The sequence below is a fragment of the Sphingobacterium sp. R2 genome, from assembly GCF_040760075.1.
Taxonomy (GTDB): Bacteria; Bacteroidota; Bacteroidia; order Sphingobacteriales; family Sphingobacteriaceae; genus Sphingobacterium.
This window is the reverse complement of sequence record NZ_CP142884.1, coordinates 5117579-5136923: the sequence shown is the minus strand read 5'-3', so window position 1 is coordinate 5136923 and position 19345 is coordinate 5117579. Positions and strand designations below refer to the sequence as shown.

The 19345-nt window shown below is 39.0% G+C and carries 14 protein-coding genes; 9 read left to right on the top strand and 5 right to left on the bottom strand.

The genetic code is table 11. The features are described 5' to 3' along the window. Positions 1 to 47 precede the first annotated feature (47 nt). From VXM68_RS21475 to VXM68_RS21460, 4 genes are read left to right on the top strand one after another with little or no spacing between them, the layout of a single operon-like run. The gene (locus VXM68_RS21475; protein WP_293952229.1) at positions 48 to 1526 is read left to right on the top strand and encodes an NAD(P)/FAD-dependent oxidoreductase; all 1479 of its coding nucleotides are present in this window, start codon (positions 48 to 50) and stop codon (positions 1524 to 1526) included. Positions 1527 to 1530: 4 nt separating this feature from the next. Next, on the top strand, positions 1531 to 2367 hold the full coding sequence (locus VXM68_RS21470; protein WP_367209998.1) for a phytoene/squalene synthase family protein: 837 nt from the start codon (positions 1531 to 1533) through the stop codon (positions 2365 to 2367). Positions 2368 to 2387: 20 nt separating this feature from the next. Beyond that, the gene (locus VXM68_RS21465) at positions 2388 to 2846 is read left to right on the top strand and encodes a sterol desaturase family protein (RefSeq protein ID WP_293952233.1); all 459 of its coding nucleotides are present in this window, start codon (positions 2388 to 2390) and stop codon (positions 2844 to 2846) included. Next, on the top strand, positions 2843 to 3547 hold the full coding sequence (locus tag VXM68_RS21460; RefSeq protein WP_294183147.1) for a lycopene cyclase domain-containing protein: 705 nt from the start codon (positions 2843 to 2845) through the stop codon (positions 3545 to 3547). Before VXM68_RS21465 ends, VXM68_RS21460 begins: the two co-directional genes overlap by 4 nt. A gap of 75 nt (positions 3548 to 3622) precedes the next feature. Here VXM68_RS21460 and VXM68_RS21455 read toward each other — a convergent pair whose 3' ends face one another. The 5 genes from VXM68_RS21455 to VXM68_RS21435 form a co-directional block, all read right to left on the bottom strand. Then, positions 3623 to 4921, bottom strand: coding sequence for a hypothetical protein (locus VXM68_RS21455; RefSeq protein WP_367209997.1), 1299 nt, complete (start codon positions 4919 to 4921; stop codon positions 3623 to 3625). Between the two features lie 58 nt (positions 4922 to 4979). Next, positions 4980 to 5681, bottom strand: a complete 702-nt coding sequence (locus VXM68_RS21450) for a LytR/AlgR family response regulator transcription factor (RefSeq protein WP_367209996.1) — start codon at positions 5679 to 5681, stop codon at positions 4980 to 4982. Further along, on the bottom strand, positions 5678 to 6736 hold the full coding sequence (locus VXM68_RS21445; RefSeq protein WP_367209995.1) for a sensor histidine kinase: 1059 nt from the start codon (positions 6734 to 6736) through the stop codon (positions 5678 to 5680). The genes VXM68_RS21450 and VXM68_RS21445 overlap by 4 nt, the downstream gene beginning before the upstream one ends. Beyond that, on the bottom strand, positions 6727 to 7341 hold the full coding sequence (locus VXM68_RS21440) for a histidine kinase (protein WP_367209994.1): 615 nt from the start codon (positions 7339 to 7341) through the stop codon (positions 6727 to 6729). Before VXM68_RS21440 ends, VXM68_RS21445 begins: the two co-directional genes overlap by 10 nt. Positions 7342 to 7785: 444 nt before the next feature. After that, on the bottom strand, positions 7786 to 10287 hold the full coding sequence (locus VXM68_RS21435; protein WP_367209992.1) for a carboxypeptidase regulatory-like domain-containing protein: 2502 nt from the start codon (positions 10285 to 10287) through the stop codon (positions 7786 to 7788). 295 nt (positions 10288 to 10582) lie between these two features. On the opposite strand from VXM68_RS21435, the gene VXM68_RS21430 reads away from it, so the two are divergent. The 5 genes from VXM68_RS21430 to VXM68_RS21410 all read left to right on the top strand — a co-directional run bounded on the left by VXM68_RS21430 (position 10583) and on the right by VXM68_RS21410 (position 19331). Then, positions 10583 to 11179: an RNA polymerase sigma factor gene (locus VXM68_RS21430; RefSeq protein WP_367209991.1), complete on the top strand. Its 597-nt coding sequence runs from the start codon at positions 10583 to 10585 to the stop codon at positions 11177 to 11179. A gap of 173 nt (positions 11180 to 11352) precedes the next feature. Further along, the gene (locus VXM68_RS21425; protein ID WP_294346397.1) at positions 11353 to 12381 is read left to right on the top strand and encodes a FecR family protein; all 1029 of its coding nucleotides are present in this window, start codon (positions 11353 to 11355) and stop codon (positions 12379 to 12381) included. A gap of 27 nt (positions 12382 to 12408) precedes the next feature. Next, a complete protein-coding gene (locus tag VXM68_RS21420; protein WP_367209990.1) occupies positions 12409 to 15945 on the top strand; it encodes a SusC/RagA family TonB-linked outer membrane protein in 3537 nt (1178 codons plus the stop codon). Between the two features lie 12 nt (positions 15946 to 15957). Beyond that, the gene (locus VXM68_RS21415; protein ID WP_367209989.1) at positions 15958 to 17316 is read left to right on the top strand and encodes a RagB/SusD family nutrient uptake outer membrane protein; all 1359 of its coding nucleotides are present in this window, start codon (positions 15958 to 15960) and stop codon (positions 17314 to 17316) included. Positions 17317 to 17327: 11 nt separating this feature from the next. Next, the gene (locus VXM68_RS21410) at positions 17328 to 19331 is read left to right on the top strand and encodes a TlpA family protein disulfide reductase (protein WP_367209988.1); all 2004 of its coding nucleotides are present in this window, start codon (positions 17328 to 17330) and stop codon (positions 19329 to 19331) included. Positions 19332 to 19345 lie beyond the last annotated feature (14 nt).

Here is a 19345-nt window from a genome sequence, read left to right as displayed (position 1 = left end):
TAGTTTAAATTTACATAAATCAAAAGGAGCGTATCAAATTAACATAAATGAAGAAGAAGGTAGCAGTTATAGGTGCAGGTTTTTCAGGTCTTTCAGCTGCGGCTTATCTCGCACAGTCTGGATGCGATGTGCATGTTTATGAGAAACATGCGGTGCCCGGTGGGCGGGCGAGGCAGTTTGACACAGTGGAGGGATTTAAATTTGATATGGGACCAAGCTGGTACTGGATGCCTGATATCATTGAATCATTTTTTTTAGATTTTAATTGCAATACAGCTGATTTTTTTGAGCTTGTTTCGCTCAATCCACAATTTGAAATGATATTTAGCTCAGGACAGATCAGCGTACCCGAATCTTACGGGGAATTAAAGCAGCTGTTTGAGCGGATCGAACCTGGGGCGGGTGGGCAGTTGGACAAATTTATGGAGGCTGCCAAATTTAAGTATGAGGTAGGCATGCGCGACTTTGTCAATAAACCCTGTCACAATTGGAGTGAATTTCTGTCTCCAAAGATTGCACTTAGTGCGTTTAAGCTCGATCTGCTTTCTGATTTTAGGTCCTATGTCGCTAAATATTTTAAGGATCAAAGGCTACGCACATTAATGGAATTCCCTGTTATATTTTTGGGTGCCTCACCCAAAGATATTCCTGCATTATACAGCTTAATGAATTATGGCGGTTATGCATTGGGTACTCATTATCCAAAAGGAGGTTTTTTTCAATTGGTGCTAGCGATGCAGCAGGTAGCTGAGAAGCAAGGCGCAACTTTCCATTTTGATCACAATGTCGATGGAATGACGATTAAAGATAATGCGATCAGTTCGCTTGAAATTAACGGCGTGAATCATGATTTTGATGTCGTTGTTGCATCGGCAGATTATCATCATATTGAAACATTATTAGATAAAGAGTTTAGAAACTACGATGAGGATTACTGGAAAACGAGAACGTTTGCACCATCCAGTTTGATCTATTACCTCGGTATGAAGTCTCCAATTTCTAATTTAACGCATCACACCTTGTTTTTTGAGCATCCGTTGGATGATCACATTGAATGTATTTATGGTGAAAAGAAGTGGCCTCAAAATCCATTGTTTTATGCATGTTGTCCATCCAAGACGGATCCCAATGTAGCGCCTCCAAATACCGAGAATCTCTTCTTGTTAATGCCATTGGCTACAGCTATCTCGGACGATGAAGCGACGCGTGAAAAGTATCTCATGCACATGTTAAAGCGGTTAGAGAAGCATACTGGTTCAAGTAGGCTATATGAACAGATCGTATATAAAAGAAGTTACTGTGTAAGCGACTTTGTAAGCGATTATAATGCTTATGGCGGAAATGCGTATGGATTAGCAAATACATTGAAACAAACAGCGGTATTGAAACCTAAAGTCAGGAATAAGAAAGTTAAGAACCTCTTTTATTCGGGGCAGCTGACCGTGCCCGGCCCGGGGGTGCCTCCATCCATTATATCGGGTAAAATAGTCGCCAAAGAAGCCATTGAATTATTGCGTAAATTATAAGATCATGAAAAAACTATTTGATGAACTCGCTTATGAAGTGAGCAAAAAAACAACTGAAAAGTACAGTACAAGTTTTTCGCTTGGTATTTTGGCTCTAAAGCCGAGCATTCGGGCGAGTATTTATGCGATATATGGTTACGTTCGATTGGCTGATGAAATTGTCGATAGTTTTCATGGCTATGATAAACAACGGTTATTGGGACGACTTCATTTGGAAACCACCAATGCCTTAAATGAAGGGATTTCGTTAAATCCCATCCTACAGTCTTTTCAGGAAACCGTACGCAAATATAATATTGATATGTCCCTTATCAATCAGTTTCTTCATAGTATGGAGATGGATCTCAACAAAGTTGAGTACAATTCAGAACGCTACAAAGAATATATTTATGGCTCTGCAGAAGTCGTGGGACTAATGTGTTTACAGGTTTTTTGTGACGGCGACCGCCAACGCTATGAGGAGTTGAAGCCTTATGCCATGAAGCTCGGTTCGGCTTTTCAAAAAATTAATTTTTTACGCGATCTAAAAGAAGACTACCAGGTGCTTGGACGTACCTATTTTCCAAATTTGGATATGGGTCAATTCGATAATATCATGAAACGTGGTATCGAGGAGGAAATTCATGCCGAATTTAAAGAAGCACTTTTGGGCATCAAGAAGTTACCTGCGTCGTCTAAGTTTGGAGTTTATTTAGCTTATAAATATTATCTTTCTCTCTTTTCACAGATCCGAAAGAAATCTTCTGAAGAAATCTTGGAAAATAGGATTAGAATACCTAATATTCAAAAGGCTTATGTCGCCGTTAAAAGTTACGTGCGTTATAAGGCGGCTTATTTATAAATCCATCAGCTTATTGCAATATGAACTTGCTTATTTTACTGTTCACTTTTATCGCCATGGAAGGCGCTACCTGGTTAATTCATAAATATATTATGCATGGCTTCTTATGGGTACTCCATAGGGATCATCATGATCATAGTAACGAGGGATTTTTGGAGAAGAATGATTACTTCTTTATTATTTTTGCTGTTCCTACCATCGCCCTAATGTATTTTGGCTCTTTAAGAGATTACAATTATCTTTTTTATATTGGCATTGGGATCATGCTGTATGGCATGGCTTATTTTTTCGTTCACGATATCTTTATACATCAACGTTTCAAATGGATGAGTAAAACAAATAATCCCTATTTTTTGGCTCTTCGGCGTGCTCACAAGCAGCATCATAAACATTTGGGAAAGGAAGAAGGCGAATGTTTCGGTTTTTTATATGTTCCGATGAAATACTTTAAAATGTATACTAACAATGAAAAAATATGATGCAATATACTTATTCGCTTATCTTATTTTTTACGGTCGTAATCTGTTTTGCCGCATCCTTCGACAAGCGGCTTCGATTCGACCGTGAATTTTTTCCATTCTTAAAGTCGGCTGCACTTGTTGCTGTATTTTTTATCGCTTGGGACGTGTGGTTTACAAGTGAGGGCGTTTGGTGGTTTGACACACGATATACTTTAGGACTGGTGATAGCAGGACTGCCAATAGAAGAGTGGCTGTTCTTTATCTTCATTCCTTTTTCTTGTATTTTTACTTATTTCTGTATTGATAAATTTTTTAGACTGCAATCCCTCTCCGCCTTTAACAACATCGTTGTTTTTGTCAGTATCATTATATGCGCTGTGGTGGCTCTTCGTTATACCGATCGGATTTATACGTTAGTAACCGCAGTAGTGACTATTTTAACACTGGTGACTTTCCATTTCGTATTACGCGTACAATGGATCACGCAAGCCTCTTTAGTTTTTACCTTGCTCATGTTGGGATTTTTACCTGTGAATGGTATACTCACGGGTACTGGACTGGAATCGCCGATAGTTAATTACAACCCAATGGAATTTATGGGCATCAGGATACTGACTATTCCTGTAGAAGATGCGGTATATGGCTATACACAATTTTTATTGGTGCTCTATTTCTTTAAAAAATTTCAAAATAAAGGTGTAGATCCAATAGCAAATTGAGATGCATTGGATCAACCGGATTACAGAAAGGTGTGCAATAAATGTGGTAGAAGAGCTGATGCTGACTTTATTTTGTTATTTTATTTCTACATGCTTTAAATAGAAATTGTTTTGTTGATCAACTTCTATCGTGTAATTACTATTGAGCTCCAGTATCCATCCGTCACCCTTAATGAGATTTTTTTCGATGGATATAGGGTTAGTGATGGATACCTTTTTCCAATCAGGACTTATTAATGCCCCATTTGTAACATCTAATATCCCCCAAACATCTGTAATTCGGGTTGTAGGATAGTATGTGCCCAAGTTTTCGATCGGAATGATGGTTCTGGGGTCGAAAGAATAGTTCATTTTCTCGAACTGAATTTCAAAATGAGGCGATTCAACAAACTTATTTTTGTAAGTTTTGACTAAGCGTTTATTTTCAGCATCCCTTTTATTTTCCTCTTCAAAAATTACAGCTGCGTTATATGTTTTGGAAAGATTCTTAAAATTTTGTTCAGTTGGCGTAAGAAGCGAAATTCCAAACTCCCGAATAATTAATGCGGTTAGGTCAGTTTCTTTATCTATTTTCTTATTCCAATTTTTATTCTTTTTATGCAGCAGATAACCATACGTGGGTGTCGTTTGGTAGGCAAATGATCTTACAAAGGTGGGATTTTTTTGAGATCGGTTGATACCATTTATAAGATATTGTTTGGTCGATTCATCGCTGCGGTCGCTGACTATTATTCCTGTAAATTCAGCAATTCCTTCGTTAATTTCCAATAAATTTTCATTTTTAGCAGCTTCATCGAATAGCACGTATCTATATTTTCTAAAAAATAAGGCATTAGTGAGATGACGTTTCATTTCATTTTTATGTGTAGACATTAAAGCTTGTTTTAAAGCTTCAAATTCAAGACGCAAGCTAATTCGACCATATTTTTCGTCGAGGTGATTATTGTTTGCATTATTTAGTGCGAAACCCAAATCAGGTTGTATGCGATGAAATGACTCATGTGCGAGCAGATTTACACGATCATCCCTGTTTTCTGGAAGTGGTAACATGATCATTGCCCATCTCTTATCGTTCCAATCCAGTGCCGTGTTAGAAAAATTAACTTCCTGAGGTAGAATTCCAGTGTATAAGTTTGCCGAGGGTTTTAAAGTTTTTTTTCCATCCAATTCGTTGGCATAGATCGTGCGTGTGGCGGGATCGATAAGAAGAATTGGTCCGTATATACTTCTATTCCATAACTTGAAACTCTTATCTGACGCAGCTTTGAGCTCCTCAAACCATAGGTTTATATCGGCTGTTTCATATTGCTTATGTTGTGCATAACCCTGTGCTGTAAGATGGATGATAAAGAGAAGAGTGAATATTTTTTTCATAATTGTATGGGAAATAATGGACTTTCAATATAGGCTGGCCGGTTTAAATTAAACCGCATTAAGCAAGGATCTCTTGAAAAAATGTATCATGATAAGTTTTGCCAATCGCGATTTCATATTTGTCGATGAAGACGTCATTATGGTCAAATGAGTCGATTTTATTTTTATTAATGATGTATGAGCGATTTATTCGTAAGAAAATAGATTTTGGAAGCCACTCATGTATATTCTTTATGGTCATACGTGTAATTACGCGTTGATTTTCCATTTGGAAAATGACATAATCTTTAAGAGATTCAATAAAAAGAATTTCGCTGAGATTGATCTTAAAAAATCTACGGTCGGATTTTACAAAGATATAATCACCCGTGATTTGCTCTAAATTTTTATTTTCTTCATCCAAAAGAAGTCGGTGATAGACAATCGCCTTATCTACAGCTTTACGAAAACGAACGGCGTCAATAGGTTTGACAAGATAATCGATTGCATCGACTTCATAGCTATCTACGGCATATTCGGAATAAGCCGTGGTGAAAATCACAAGCGTATTTTTGGGAATATTTTGTGCAAACTCAATTCCGTTAATTTCTGGCATATTGATATCTAGAAAGATTAAATCAACAGCGTTTTGTTGTATGAATATACCCGCAGAAACAGCATTGTTGAAACTTTCAAGCAGTTCAAGAGATGCAATCTGATCGACTAGTTTCCGTATTCCTTTACGCGCTATAGGCTCGTCATCTACAATGATACATCTCATACTAGTAGCGTTAATTTTACGATATAATTTTGTTCTGTTTCTTCTATTTCTAAAGCATGTTGATTTTCGTAAAGCAACTGTAATCTACGGACGATATTACTCAATCCGATGCCTCCCCTTTCTGTTTGCCTTTGGTTTATAGATTTCGAATTTTCGCATATAAAAATAAGGGAATCTTTTTCTAATTGAAAGGATATATTAACATAAGATATGCCATTACTGTTTAGGTTGTGTTTAACTGCATTTTCCACAAATGGGATGAATAACAGCGGAGCAACAATTACTTTATTGCTGTCTCCCCAAATTTTTATATTGAACTCAAATTGGTCCCTTCTGACTTTCTCCAATTCCAGATAGTCTGTCAATAGACATAGATCATCAGACAATGAAACTTTATCGTTGGTGTTGTTAGTGAACTGGTATTGCAGTAAGTCATCCAGTTTGGTTAAAATATGGGCTGCCATGTTTGGATCTTCATCCACCAGTATATTGGCATTATTAATCGTATTGAATAAAAAATGAGGATTGATTTGACTCTTTAAAAATTTGAGTTCCGATTCAGTAGTTGCTTTTTGTAACTCCTGCTGCTTTATTTTGCTTTTTATTAAAGGCTTAAATAGTAAAAGGGATGAAGTGCCGACAATAAATAGGATGATTGCCAATAGGCTAGATGCTAAACTCAGAAATATAGCTGTAGGGCTGGGATCGTTTCGGCTGACTGCGATATCGTAGAACATATGTTGTAGGATCATCACGATCAATAGTGCAACTACGGAAAATGACACGGCAGCAATTAAATAATGTATCAGCTTATCTTTGGCCAAAAAGTAGGGGAATAACAGGTAAACGTTTACATAAACCAGCATATTCATAAACAAATAGTAGGATACCCAACCGCAAGTTCTGTCGAAAGATAGGTTTAGTTTATCAGGCGCATCGAAGAATATCCCAATTGAAATTAACAGCATAAATAGTTGCATACAAAGATGCCTTTGTATGCTGTAGCGATCTTCAATTAAGAAAGCAATTTCTTTATTTTCTACGGCTATTTCCATTCCTTTAGATCGAGTTGAAGACTGATATTTCCGGATTCCATTGTAAATATATATAAATCAGGATAGAGCATATTTAATTTGTCGGCTATTTCCATTTTGTATTCCGGGGGTAATCGATAAGTGTTCTCATAGTTTACGATAAAGCGTATTTTTTTTTCTGAAATTTCAAGGTTAATACTTAAGCTTTTAATTTCATTTGCTATCAGTATGGACTGTATCAATACGATGAATAAAAGGGGGGAAATCAGCAAATTGTTGGTTTTTCCCTTTACCTCCAAAACATATTCAAAATAGCTATCTTCAATAATTTTTTTTAATTGTAGTAAGTTTTTTAGGAAGATTATTTCGGAATTAAGGAAAACTTTATTTCTATTGCAGTCATAGAGTTGGTAGCGCAGTAAATGACCAAGTAACATCAATATCTGCGACGCTTTTTGCGGATCTGATGCGGTTATTAAGGCAGCTTTACGTAAGGCTCTCGACATAAAGATTGGCGAAATTTGCCCTTTCAGTTTGTTTACTTCTGTTTCAAGGAAATTCTGCTCCAGCATCATCACATCTTCGTTCTTTTTATTCCATTTGCGAAAGAGTTTGATAACGGACATGCTCCATAGGCAGATTATAGTCATTGCTGAGGAAGATAGGCTGTCTATCAGGATGATTGGATTGCTATAGGATGTTATGCGATGCGGTAGGCTCAAAATTGTGCGTATGGCGTATTCCAAAAAAAGCGTGCAGCCCATAAGCGCTACCACAATAACTATTAACAAAACGATATAAATGGTATAGTTTTCGTTTAGTAGGAACTTTGGTATGAGGTAAAAATAATTCAGATATGTTGTTAGTAGGTAAGTGACAAATGAAAGAAAACAAATTAAAAAGATAGTGTTTCCCAAAGAAGACAGATTGTCTTGATACACTATAAATGTTTGATTAAATGTAATAATAACTAGGGTAAAAATAAAGGTCAGATGCCTCCATAGTCTATAATTGGAGTTAAATAAAAAATGATATGGTATGTTTTGGCTCATATAGGTACTAAAATTACATTAAAAATCCATTCTATACAGTATATTAAAAAGTGATGTTGCCTGTTTTTTAGGCTCTATGATTCCTGTCTTTAGATTGTATTGATGCCCATAATACTCTTTTGCGCCCGTAACATTTAGCCATTTGATTGCAATCTCGTGCGATCGGTTCAATCTGTTAAGTCTATAACTTATCGAATAATTAGCGATAAACATGGGGGAGAATTGTTTGGCAAATGCATTTTTTTCCTCGTATTGGATTTCTTTATCGGGATGATTAAGGGAATATTTTTCCAGTACAGGAGCATAGCGTTCTCCGCCTTGTAGGGTCAATTTTAGGTTAACGCTTAGTAGATCCCGTTGTTGTTTGTTTATAAACCATTCTTTGCCTGTCAATCCATTTATGATAAAACGCCTGTTAAATTTGCCGTTATGCCAAATGGCGTCACCTCCCGCAAATTTTGCGTCAAATAGTGTGGCTGTCAACATATAATAAACACCTTTCTGTAAGTAGCGCTCGATTGTAATATCCAATCCGACATGCTGTCCTTTGCCGCGGTTTACCAAGGCATCTTCCACGTAGAAAAGGTTGCGGTTAAGGATGGAATATGAGCTATCCGCAATCACTGGTACATGGAAAAGATATTGATAAAATGGCTCTAGTTTGATACGCATGTTATCCGACACTTTGTATTGATAGGATAAAGACAGATGGTGTGCTTTGGTGAAATCAACATCCTTGTTTAGTGGTTGGCCATTGGCTTTATCTCTTACAAGATATACGTCCATCTTTTCCATACGGCTATGTAGGCCATAAGCCATAGCAATTGAGCTTTTAGGTCCTGAAGACCACCGGATAGCAGCCCGTGGCTCAACGGTCCAATGGTTATTCAGGGTTAATAGCTGTGCATTTAGCCCTAATGTAACATAGATTTTTTTGTTAAATTCAATTAATGAACTGCTGTAAGCGGAAAGCAATGTGGTTGTCCCTTTTCCTTCGGAAATTGCCTGCAGTGGTTTTCCTACAAAAGGTGAACGATCCAGCAGGGTATTATAATACATGTTCGTTACCGTAAAGCCGGTTTTATTGCTATGTTTCTCCGCATATTTTTTATCAAAAGACGATGTTAGAATCAAGTTAGTATAGCGGTTTCTTAAATTTAAATAGGGCATTTCGGTACGATCGTTGATGATATCTTCGGTTGCCTTATTATTCGAATAGGTCGTAGCCAAAGTGGTACGAAGAATTCCGCCATGCTCAAAAAAATAGCGGTGGGTAATTCCGGCTGCTGCAGACATCTGATCTGTTTTTGAGGATTTATGATCATCCGCATACGTCCAGCTTGATTCCGGTTCTTTTTTTGTTCGAAACCTATCGACTAGTGCGTTCCCCCACATTGAAAAAGTTCCTTTATGCTTGCTTGGGAAGTTTAATTTAAAATTGAGATCCTGATAATCCAATAATTGTCCATTAGTTTCCCCTGCGCTAAGTTTGCTCATCAAGCCTGTTGTAGAATAGCGGTAATTAACCAAATAAGAGGCATCATTATTCCTGCTAAAAGGTCCTTCCGAAGCGAAATCCAAGCCTAATAAGCCTGCCTGGAAGGTATGTTCATGTTTCGTATTATTTCCCGTCCGCAATTTGAGGTCAAACACCCCTGATACGGCATTGTTATATTCCGCAGGAAAGGCGCTAGTATAGAAGTCCGAATTGGCTAAGACATTTGTGTTCAATGAAGTCAGTATGCCGCCGCCCAAAGTCGCTATATCTGCAAAGTGATTTGGATTTGGTATTTCTATTCCCTCAAGTTTCCATTGAAGCATACTTGGAGCATTTCCATGTACTGAGATGCCATTATTTCCCAGACTTGTAGCTACTCCGGCAAAAGAACTAACCAGGCGGGCGGGGTCGTCCATTCCACCGGCATACCGATTAACTTCCTCAATCCGAAGTAAACGCCCCCCAGTAAGAGCCATTTTATTAGAAGCTCGTTCCTTATTGGCTACCACGACCACGTCATTCAAGGTATAATGTGTCGGATCCATCGCAATTTCTAATGCGACCTCTTTTTGAGAAGTTAGCATAATCTCTTTAATCACCGTAAGCTCATAACCTAGGCAATAAGCCTGTACGGTATATCTTCCGACTGGAAGATTAGGAAAAACGAATTCCCCTTTATCGGAGGTTACTGCAACCAAATCTGGTTTTTCCATTACCCGGATGGACACTGCAGCAAGTTGCTTACCGGACAATCGATCGGTAACGACTCCGCCTATTTTTTGTGTTAGGGAAATCTGACCATGAACAGCCGTAGAAATTAAGGTGAAAAACAATATAATAACGATTTTATCCTTTAATTTTTCCATAATTTTATAGAGTAAGTTGAAGCTGTACCGAAATCCTTTTTTTTTCGATAATTTTTGGCCAAGCACGATTTCGAGAGCAGTGAGGACTTTTTCACAGTCTGCAGCTGTTACTTGAGATAGTTTCGAGATCTGTTCTATTGTTTCTTTTCTGTTCATTCTTCAAAATCTGATTACGGTTCAAATTTATCAGTTCAGCGAAGTTGTGTTAGGAATATGAGATGAAATGCGTGAGAGTAGCGACAGAAATAGGTATTGTTAGGGTAAATGAAATCGTATAGGTAGTTCCCGACCAATTGGAAATCGGTTAATAAATAGGGAAACAATCAAAAATAGGCTGAATAGTATTGCTTACGCAGATCTTATCAATGATTAGATTGATCAAAAAAAATTACTAGATTTGAATTAAATTTTATCTACTTAAACTGAAAAGCAAAACGGCTCAAATTTATAAATGAACTCTGATCAACAGATTTGGCAAATGTTTCAAGTTGGACATGAACCTTCGTTCAAAATACTTTTTGAACGCTACAACCACCTGTTGTTCAATTATGGATTTAAATTTACGCAAGACGAAGAAATCATCGAGGATAGTATTCAAGAGCTATTTGTAAAGCTATGGTGCAACAAAGATACCTTAAGTGCAGATGTTGCTGTAAAGAATTATCTTTTTAAAGCGTTTCGAAGGACGTTGATCAAGAAAATAGAACAATCGCTGCGAAGGGCAGATGTTACGCAATCTTCCCTTGATTATTTGCCGTTTACTATTGAATTACCTCACGATCTCAGTATGATCCGTCAAGAGCGTGCGCATGAGATTAGAGATAAGCTTGATCAAGCACTGCAGCAGATGACAGCACGCCAAAGAGAAGTTATACACCTCCGGTTTTTTGAAGAATTGCCGTATGACGAAATCGCCGAAATTATGGGACTCTCTACAAAAGATACCTATAAATTGTACTATAGGGCCCTCGATAGTTTGCGAAAACATTTTGGTGCATTTGGTTTATTGGTATTACTGCATGTACTTAACGCGCTACGTTATCCTTAAATTTTTCACCTATCTTCAAATTTCTCCCGAATAAATAATAGGCAGTATTTACAATCATAGTCTGTGTTAGCGCTGTTTGATGATGATTTGGTTGAGGAAGTCTATTTTTTTTAAAAAAAATATAATTGAGTGGGGTAAAATTCTGTCGAGAGGTGTAACCTATATAAAACAGTATGAACTCTCGATTATCAAAATATAAAGATTATAAGTCGGCAGATTTTTTTGCGGATGAGGATTTTGTATTGGCGGCTTTAATGCCGGCAGACGCCTCAACCGATTTTTGGTCTGAACTTAGTCTTTATTATCCACATCTTTCAGACGAAATGGCGCTTGCCAAAACATGGATTTTATTGATCCAAAATCAGACGACTGCAAAAAGTACCTTAGGTAGTGAACAGCGCTGGGAGAGGATTCAAGCACAAATTCCAATCTACGAAAGCAAAAAACACCGTAGTCGAATCTTACGCACTTTATTCCGATGGACAGCCTCTGCAGCAGCCATCTTGGTATTCATTATGGTGGCATATGATGTTAGTCAATTTGGGACTAAGGAGACCAATACGGCCTTCGGCGAACAACGTCTGCTTTCTCTTCCGGATTCTTCTATCATCAGGCTAAATAGTAATTCTCACATTTCATACATCCGCAGTTGGAAAACGGATAAACCGCGCGAAGTTTGGCTTGAAGGAGAAGGCATGTTCGAGGTAAAGCACACCGCCGTTAAAAATCGCCTGCGCGAAAGCGACTTCTTTGTTGTACATGTGGGCGACCTTTCATTAACTGTTTTGGGGACAAAGTTTAATGTAAAGGACCGCCGTGGGCGTATTGAAGTGGCGCTGTTTGAGGGAAGTGTCCGTATTCAGGGACAAAACGGTGAAGATCGTATCCTAAAACCAGGAGAGACTTTTGTCTATGATACATCGGCAAAGGAAAATCGTGTTGTTAATAACGATGCCAATAGGGTGCTATCCTGGACGCGCGGTGAACTCAGTATTGAGCATAGCAGCTTAGCAAATATTGTAGATGTATTGGAAGATAACTATGGCTATCAAGTTGTCGTAGAAGATTCAACATTGCTCAATAAGCGATTTACAGGTGTTATACCAATCAAAAAAATAGATGACATCCTCTTTGTTATCAAACATACCATGAATGTAAACATCGAAATGAAAAACAAACAAATAATAATAAAACCTAATTAAAAAACGAGCACTAATCAATCGAAATTTATGAAAACTAAATTACTTGTGCCTATAGTCTGCCTGCTGAGTACCACGGGTAGTTTTGCGCAAAAAAGAGCGAGTCTCAGTCAGGCTCTTAGCGAAGTTACCCGGATCTACGGAACTAAATTTTCCTATGAAGAGGGGCTGATCCGGGATGCCTTTGTTAACAGTGAGGATATTCCAAAAAACAAAAGGCTTCCTGTGGAGACCGTGTTAAAAGAACTTCTTTATCCAAACAACTTCTTATTCCTTTATGTACAGAACAATTATTTCACGATTATAAAAGATTCGCGGGGTAAACGTGACAATGATGGAGACGACCGCTTCTGGAAAGTCATTACGGGCAAGGTTAAAGACAATAACGGGGTGGCACTTGCTGGTGTTACTGTCATACCGGATGGCTATGCCGTACGATCGGGTGTAACCACTAGTAGTGATGGAAGCTATACCCTTCGCCTGAAGGATCCAGCAGAGGCAATCATTTTTTCTTATGTTGGTATGGAGCCTACCCGAAAGGTAATCGGCAGCGAAACACAGATCAATGTCACCTTGGGGTCGGTTAACAATCAACTGGATGAGGTTGAAGTTGTGTCGACAGGATACCAAAAAATCGCGAAAGATCGTGCAACTGGGGCGTTTGGCCAAATTACCGCTAAACAGTTAAAGGAAGTGCCATCCGTCAATCTTTTGGACCGCATTGCAGGCATGATTCCAGGCGTACAGGTTGACCCGGTGAAGAATTCAGTCACCGTCAGGGGAGTAAATAGTTTCAACACAGACGGTGATTCTAAGCGTCCACTTATTGTTATTGATGGCTTTCCGGCGATCGATCAGGACTTGGTAAAAAATACCACGCAATTTGCCAGCAATTCCATATTGAGTCGTTTAAATCCGGCAGATATCGAAAGTATTACCGTACTTAAAGATGCAGCAGCAGCTTCCATATGGGGGGCGCAGGCGGCAAATGGTGTTATCGTCATTGAAACAAAAAAAGGACGTATTGGCGACCCCGTCATTTCATATAATACTAGCCTCAGTATTTCAGCTCCAGCTAATCTTAATAGCTTGGATCGGATGACCACTTCACAGTATATTGATTTTGAAAAGGAAATGTTCGATTACGGTTGGATAGCTGATCCAGAAGATTGGAATTCTTCATGGCAACCCTTTAATACCAATAAGCCTGCTAGTGAAGCGGTTCAATGGATGTATAAAAATAAAAAGGGATTGATCAGCGATGATGAATTAGCTAAACAGCTCGACCGTTTAGGTCAAATTGACAATACCAGCCAAATTCGCAAATACTTGCTACAGCATGCAGTGACCCAACAGCATAACCTTTCCCTTTCAGGTGGAAATGGAAGGACAACTTATGCGTTCTCGGGCAGCTACGCAAAGGATGTTCCCGTATTCCGGTCCAATCAGGCCCAGTCCTTTTTTATGAATTCAACTTTATCGACAAACTTTTTAAATCAACGATTAAGTTTGACAACGGGATTGAATTATAATTATACGAATACGGTTGCTAACCAAGTTGCGGCAAACGCCATTGGCAATTCGACTGAGGGATTAAGGCCATACGAATTATTGGTTAATCCCGATGGAAGTAGAAATCGGCGATCATTGCGTTTTACAGAGTCTGTAGCAGCAAATCTAAAAGAGATTGGATTGTATGACTGGACCTATAGTCCAATAGATGAATTGGACTACAACAAATATACCACCGCAGACAATCGGATAAGAATTAATGCTGATCTCAATGCCAAAGTGACTAGCTGGGCTAACATCAGCCTGTCAGGTATGCTTCAACGTACCATTGCAAACAGTCGAAATCTTGACGAATTAAAGAGTTATTCGATGCGTGACTTTTTAAATTATTATTCCACAGTAGATTTCCAAAATAATACGTTCACCAGAAATTTCGTACAAGGCGGAAGAATCGCATTGCGAGACCAAAATGCCACACAGTATAATATTCGCTTGCAAGGTAATGTCAATAAGACGTGGGGTGACTTCGTTAATTTAAGTCTTCTCGCAGGAGTAGAGATTAGTTCTCAAACAGGCTTTAGCTCATCACAAACGGGATATGGCTTTAATGAAGATACCTATTCAATCGCTCCGTATAATCAGCTTGGTAGCTTCATGGGTATTGAGGGCTGGCAGCAGTCGATTACAGGTTCGGATGGAATTAGCAGAGCTAACCTACGCAAGATGTCTTATTATTCAAATGGAGCATTATCATTTCTTAAGGATAGGTACATTTTGTCTGCAAGTGCACGTTTTGACGATCTTACGTTGGTTGGTATTTCCAGATCGAAGCGAGCCAAACCAATCTGGTCAGCTGGTGCCAAATGGAATATCAAATCCGAACGTTTTATGCAAGAAGTCAATTGGCTGAATGCGCTGAATTTACGTGTTACCTATGGTGTGGGTGGTACAGTGCCACAGGGTGGATCCAATGTTACCATCATCAGCGTTGAAGGGGCTGATTATGCAACAGGTGAAATACCGGCGTCAATATCGCAGCCACGAAATCCTGAGGTTGGATGGGAAAAAGTGTATACACAAAATTACGGACTTGATATCGGTTTGATCAATAACAGATTAAACATAGCATTTGATCTTTATAAAAAACATACGCGTGATATCCTATATAGTTTTCCTTATAATGCGACATATGGATGGACAGACCTCCAATTTAATGGTGGAACGATGCAATCTAATGGGATCGATCTGGGTATTCAGGGACTTCTCATTCGCAAGAAAGACTTTTCATGGAGTTCCATCCTTAATTTTTCTTACAACACCAATAAAGTTACGGATTCACGTTTAATAGCAAAAGATATTAGTCACTACATCAGTGGTTCTTTACTAGAAGGGATGCCGTTGGATTATCTATACGGCTATAAGTGGGCCGGCCTCGATGAGACAGGACAGTCACAAATCGCCAAAGCCAATGGTGAAATCGTAAAAAGTACGCAGGGAGGGCGAAATTTATTTATCCGTGAAGATCTCGTGTATATGGGACGTAAAACGGCGCCTTACTTTGGTGGTTTTATGAATACATTTTCATATAAAGGGATTAATCTTGGCTTTCGTATTACCTATGATCTGGGAAATGTCAAACGTCTGGAAACATTTGGTAATTATCCACAATACCAAGGTACTTTCTATGGCGTGCTAAACACAAACAAGATGCAGACAGCGCGTTGGCGAAATCCGGGTGATGAAGCAACAACAAATGTCCCGGGCTTAAAAAATATAAATACAAATAGTTATAACAGGTTTAGAGATTCCGAGGTAATGGTGATTGATGCGAGCCATATACGCTTTCAACAAATATCATTAGGATATAGTATACCATCCAATTCGCTTAAGCGGACACCGTTTAAATCTGTCGGTGTAAATGCAGCCGTACGAAATTTAGGTATTCTTTGGAAAGCAAATAAATTAGGAATTGATCCCCTTTATGTACGCGCAAATTCCTATAATAATTTGCCGCCTACCAAGAATTTTTTCTTAACGATTGACGCCACCTTTTAAAAAACAAACAGCATGAAAACAAAATATATTTTTTTTGCATCGATTTTTGCGCTGACAGCCGTTATGCAGGGCTGCCGTAAATATGTGGAAGTCGAGCAGTATAATCGTAGGGAATTAAAGTATACGACAGATTATGCTTATCTCTTAAACAATTCAACGGTATTTTCGCCAACTTTTAGTACACCTATATTATCTAGTGATGATGTCACTTTCGCTAACCTGGCATACCAACAACAACAAACGGAAAGTGTCGCGTGGCCCTATATTTGGTCCTCGCAACTTGTGCCGGATAACACAGAAGATCTGAACTGGTCCAGACCTTATAAACAGATTTATACGGCCAATGAAGTCATTGCTGGAGTGATGCAAAGTCAGGATGGTTTAGAGAAGGATAAGCGTGCACTCTTGGCAGAGGCGAAAATCCAAAGAGCGTATGCTTATTTCGTTTTGGCTAATCTCTATGGAGATATCTATAACCCGCAGAATGCGGGAAACGCAATGGGGGTACCAATGCTTCTACAACCTGATTTATTTGCTTCGCTAAAGCGGGGATCGCTCGGCCAGGTGTATGCGCAGATACTTCAGGATTTGGACGAAGCATTAGTTGATATTCCGACAACCGCAAGTACGAAGAGGCATCCCAATAAAGCCGCTGTAGAAGCATTGTTGGCGATTGTACATCTTCATATGCGTAATTTCGATTTGGCCGCTAAGCATGCAGATGCAGCCCTTCAATACAATGCAACACTTTTAGATTTACAACAGTTCGCTACATCGGCATCTGGATATCCTCTTCCGTTCAATCATCCTGAAACCTATTTTTTAAAGCAGGTGGGACAAATGATTGATCAACAATTAAATCCCGAGCTTGTTTCTCTTTTTGACACTAAAGATCTTCGACGTACGGTTTATATGCAAGCTGGTACCGGTCAGATGCCAAGTGGCGCATTGCGCTCAAAAAAAATGAACGTAATGGCCGGTGCTCCTAATGCTGGACCTTCTGTCCCTGAAATGTTGCTTATCAAAGCGGAAGTTGAGGCGCGAAAAGGAAATACAGCGACAGCAATGGAATTTGTCAACAAGCTGCGCGCTAAGCGATTCAAGCAACAGGATTTTACACCTCTAGTGGCGAACTCTGCTGATCAAGCACTCCAGCTTATAGTCGATGAACGCCGTCGCGAGTTTTTCGGGACAGGTTTACGATGGTTGGATATGCGTCGGTTCAATCTCGATGCTAAGTTGGCGAAAGAATTTAAAAGGCAATTTATAAATCAAGACTACACGCTCAAAATTAATAGTGCCAGCTATGTATATCCAGTAGCAAATAAATATTTACAGCTCAATCCAGAAATAGGTCAAAGACCAATGTAATATAAGATAAGATGAAAAGAGAAATAATTTTTATACTAATGTTGTTTGTTCAGGCTGTGTCATATGCACAGCCTCGATTTGACAGCAGTGTTTTTAAACCAGACAAACCTAGCACATCTGAACCTGTTCAAGTGCTATACAATGCCAAAGATAAGGACCTCGAATTTAGTGATGCGATAAATGCGGCCTGCTTTCTATTCGAAGATTTTTCATGGCGGCAAATTAGTCTTCCCATGCAAAAAAATGCAACAGGGCTATGGACTGTAGTGCTGCCGGTCAAATCGACAACAGCTTTTATTGCTGTAAAATTTTATCAGGGCGATGTTGATCATCCCGACGTAACAGATAACAATCAGGATCGGGGCTATGCGGTAGCTTTAAGTGATGCAAAAGGAAAAGCTGTTCCTGGCGCATACCTTGGAGAAGCTGCTTTCCAGCAGCCTGAGATCGCCGGCGGGGGCATTTTTTCTTATTATAATACGCAACCGGCTGCTATGCCCGCCGGCTATATGAAAAGTTTAGCAGATAAAGAATTTGCTTTATCAGGTAAACAATTGTTCCGCTATTTTCAGTCATTTATGAACTTACAAAAATTGGCTTTGGGAGATGCTTTTCCAGCATATGCCCAAAAACTGATTACGCAGCAATTACAACAAAAAGATTTAAGCGATGAAGTGCTTGGTCAGCTTTATCTGTTTGCTAGTTCAAGACTAAAAGACAATGAAGTGGTACAAATGATTGAGAAGCGTGTAAATACGGATTATCCAAGTGGAGCGACAGCTCGTTTTATTGCTTATAGTAATACGATGAGTGGCAATCCAAGCAACGCTGAGATAATCACTTCCTATGAAAAGTTTTTACAACGGTTTCCCGTTCAGCAGTGGCGCCAGCGTCCCAATGCTCAGGGATTTATCTATTATGCGATATACCGCGGGCTCGGATCGGCATATTTCGAAACCAAACAGCTCGACAAGTTTGCCAAGTTATACGATGATCTCGATTTTAGAACAGGAAATGAGTTGATGCGCTGGAATATTATGCGTGCCTATATGTTTAAAATGGTCGGTAAAGATAGCCTCTATCAGGTGTCTGAAGCAATCCTACCCAAAATGATTGCCCGTCGTGGCGATAATTCCTACAAAGATGATTTTGATCGTCAGGCTCAGGCAGATTCCAATGTAGTGAAAAATTTGGATGACCGTCTTTTTACGCATATTTCTTTGTTAAACGATCTGAAAAAATATGCGGAAGCGCGAAAATATTTTCTGCTGCTCTCTGAAGATGGCAAATACAATAATGCCGAACTGAATGAAATTAATCTTAAGGTTTTAGAAGGGCTTGGCGATGAAAAGCAAATTTTGCCTTTACTGGAAATGAGTGCACGATACAATGCGATGACTCCGCGGATGTTTGACAAACTTAAATCAATTTACTTAAAAGGACACCCCAATGATGAAAGTGGCTATGAAGCTTATCTGGCCGGCTTAAAATCCGATAAAGAAAAAGCTGCAATGCATGCCTATGTAGATCATAACTGGGTCAATCATCCGATGCCTGACTTTCGTTTGGAAACGGCTGAAGGGCTATTTATTACACCAGAAGACTGGAAAGATAAAATTGTGGTTGTGGATTTTTGGGCTACTTGGTGTCGCCCATGTATCATGGCATTTCCGGGAATGCAGCTTCTAGTCGACAAGTATGCACAGGATAAAAATGTTGCGATATATATGCTAGGAACCATGCAGACTGGAAACTATAAAGATAAGTCTGTCAACTATGTTCGTGGGGAAGGGTTCCGTTTCAATTTATTGCACGACAGTGTGAATCCAAAGACCAACGAGCAAGACCTTGTATTCAGACAATTGGTTCCTTTATTTGGTGATTCATCCATTCCGCGCAAAATCATTGTTAAAAACGGTCGTGTGCGCTATTGCTCAGGTGGGTATTCAGGAAGTCCCAGCAAGTTGATGGATGAACTATCCCTTGCTATTGAAATCCTTAAAAACGAAAAATAGATTTAAATCAAGAT

What these genes read in the sequence shown, in the direction of transcription:
- VXM68_RS21475 (WP_293952229.1), top strand. Translation starts at nt 48, where the DNA reads ATGAAGAAGAAGGTAGCAGTTATAGGTGCAGGTTTTTCAGGTCTTTCA.
- VXM68_RS21470 (WP_367209998.1), top strand. Translation starts at nt 1,531, where the DNA reads ATGAAAAAACTATTTGATGAACTCGCTTATGAAGTGAGCAAAAAAACA.
- VXM68_RS21465 (WP_293952233.1), top strand. Translation starts at nt 2,388, where the DNA reads ATGAACTTGCTTATTTTACTGTTCACTTTTATCGCCATGGAAGGCGCT.
- VXM68_RS21460 (WP_294183147.1), top strand. Translation starts at nt 2,843, where the DNA reads ATGATGCAATATACTTATTCGCTTATCTTATTTTTTACGGTCGTAATC.
- VXM68_RS21455 (WP_367209997.1), bottom strand. Translation starts at nt 4,921, where the DNA reads ATGAAAAAAATATTCACTCTTCTCTTTATCATCCATCTTACAGCACAG.
- VXM68_RS21450 (WP_367209996.1), bottom strand. Translation starts at nt 5,681, where the DNA reads ATGAGATGTATCATTGTAGATGACGAGCCTATAGCGCGTAAAGGAATA.
- VXM68_RS21445 (WP_367209995.1), bottom strand. Translation starts at nt 6,736, where the DNA reads ATGGAAATAGCCGTAGAAAATAAAGAAATTGCTTTCTTAATTGAAGAT.
- VXM68_RS21440 (WP_367209994.1), bottom strand. Translation starts at nt 7,341, where the DNA reads ATGTCCGTTATCAAACTCTTTCGCAAATGGAATAAAAAGAACGAAGAT.
- VXM68_RS21435 (WP_367209992.1), bottom strand. Translation starts at nt 10,287, where the DNA reads ATGAACAGAAAAGAAACAATAGAACAGATCTCGAAACTATCTCAAGTA.
- VXM68_RS21430 (WP_367209991.1), top strand. Translation starts at nt 10,583, where the DNA reads ATGAACTCTGATCAACAGATTTGGCAAATGTTTCAAGTTGGACATGAA.
- VXM68_RS21425 (WP_294346397.1), top strand. Translation starts at nt 11,353, where the DNA reads ATGAACTCTCGATTATCAAAATATAAAGATTATAAGTCGGCAGATTTT.
- VXM68_RS21420 (WP_367209990.1), top strand. Translation starts at nt 12,409, where the DNA reads ATGAAAACTAAATTACTTGTGCCTATAGTCTGCCTGCTGAGTACCACG.
- VXM68_RS21415 (WP_367209989.1), top strand. Translation starts at nt 15,958, where the DNA reads ATGAAAACAAAATATATTTTTTTTGCATCGATTTTTGCGCTGACAGCC.
- VXM68_RS21410 (WP_367209988.1), top strand. Translation starts at nt 17,328, where the DNA reads ATGAAAAGAGAAATAATTTTTATACTAATGTTGTTTGTTCAGGCTGTG.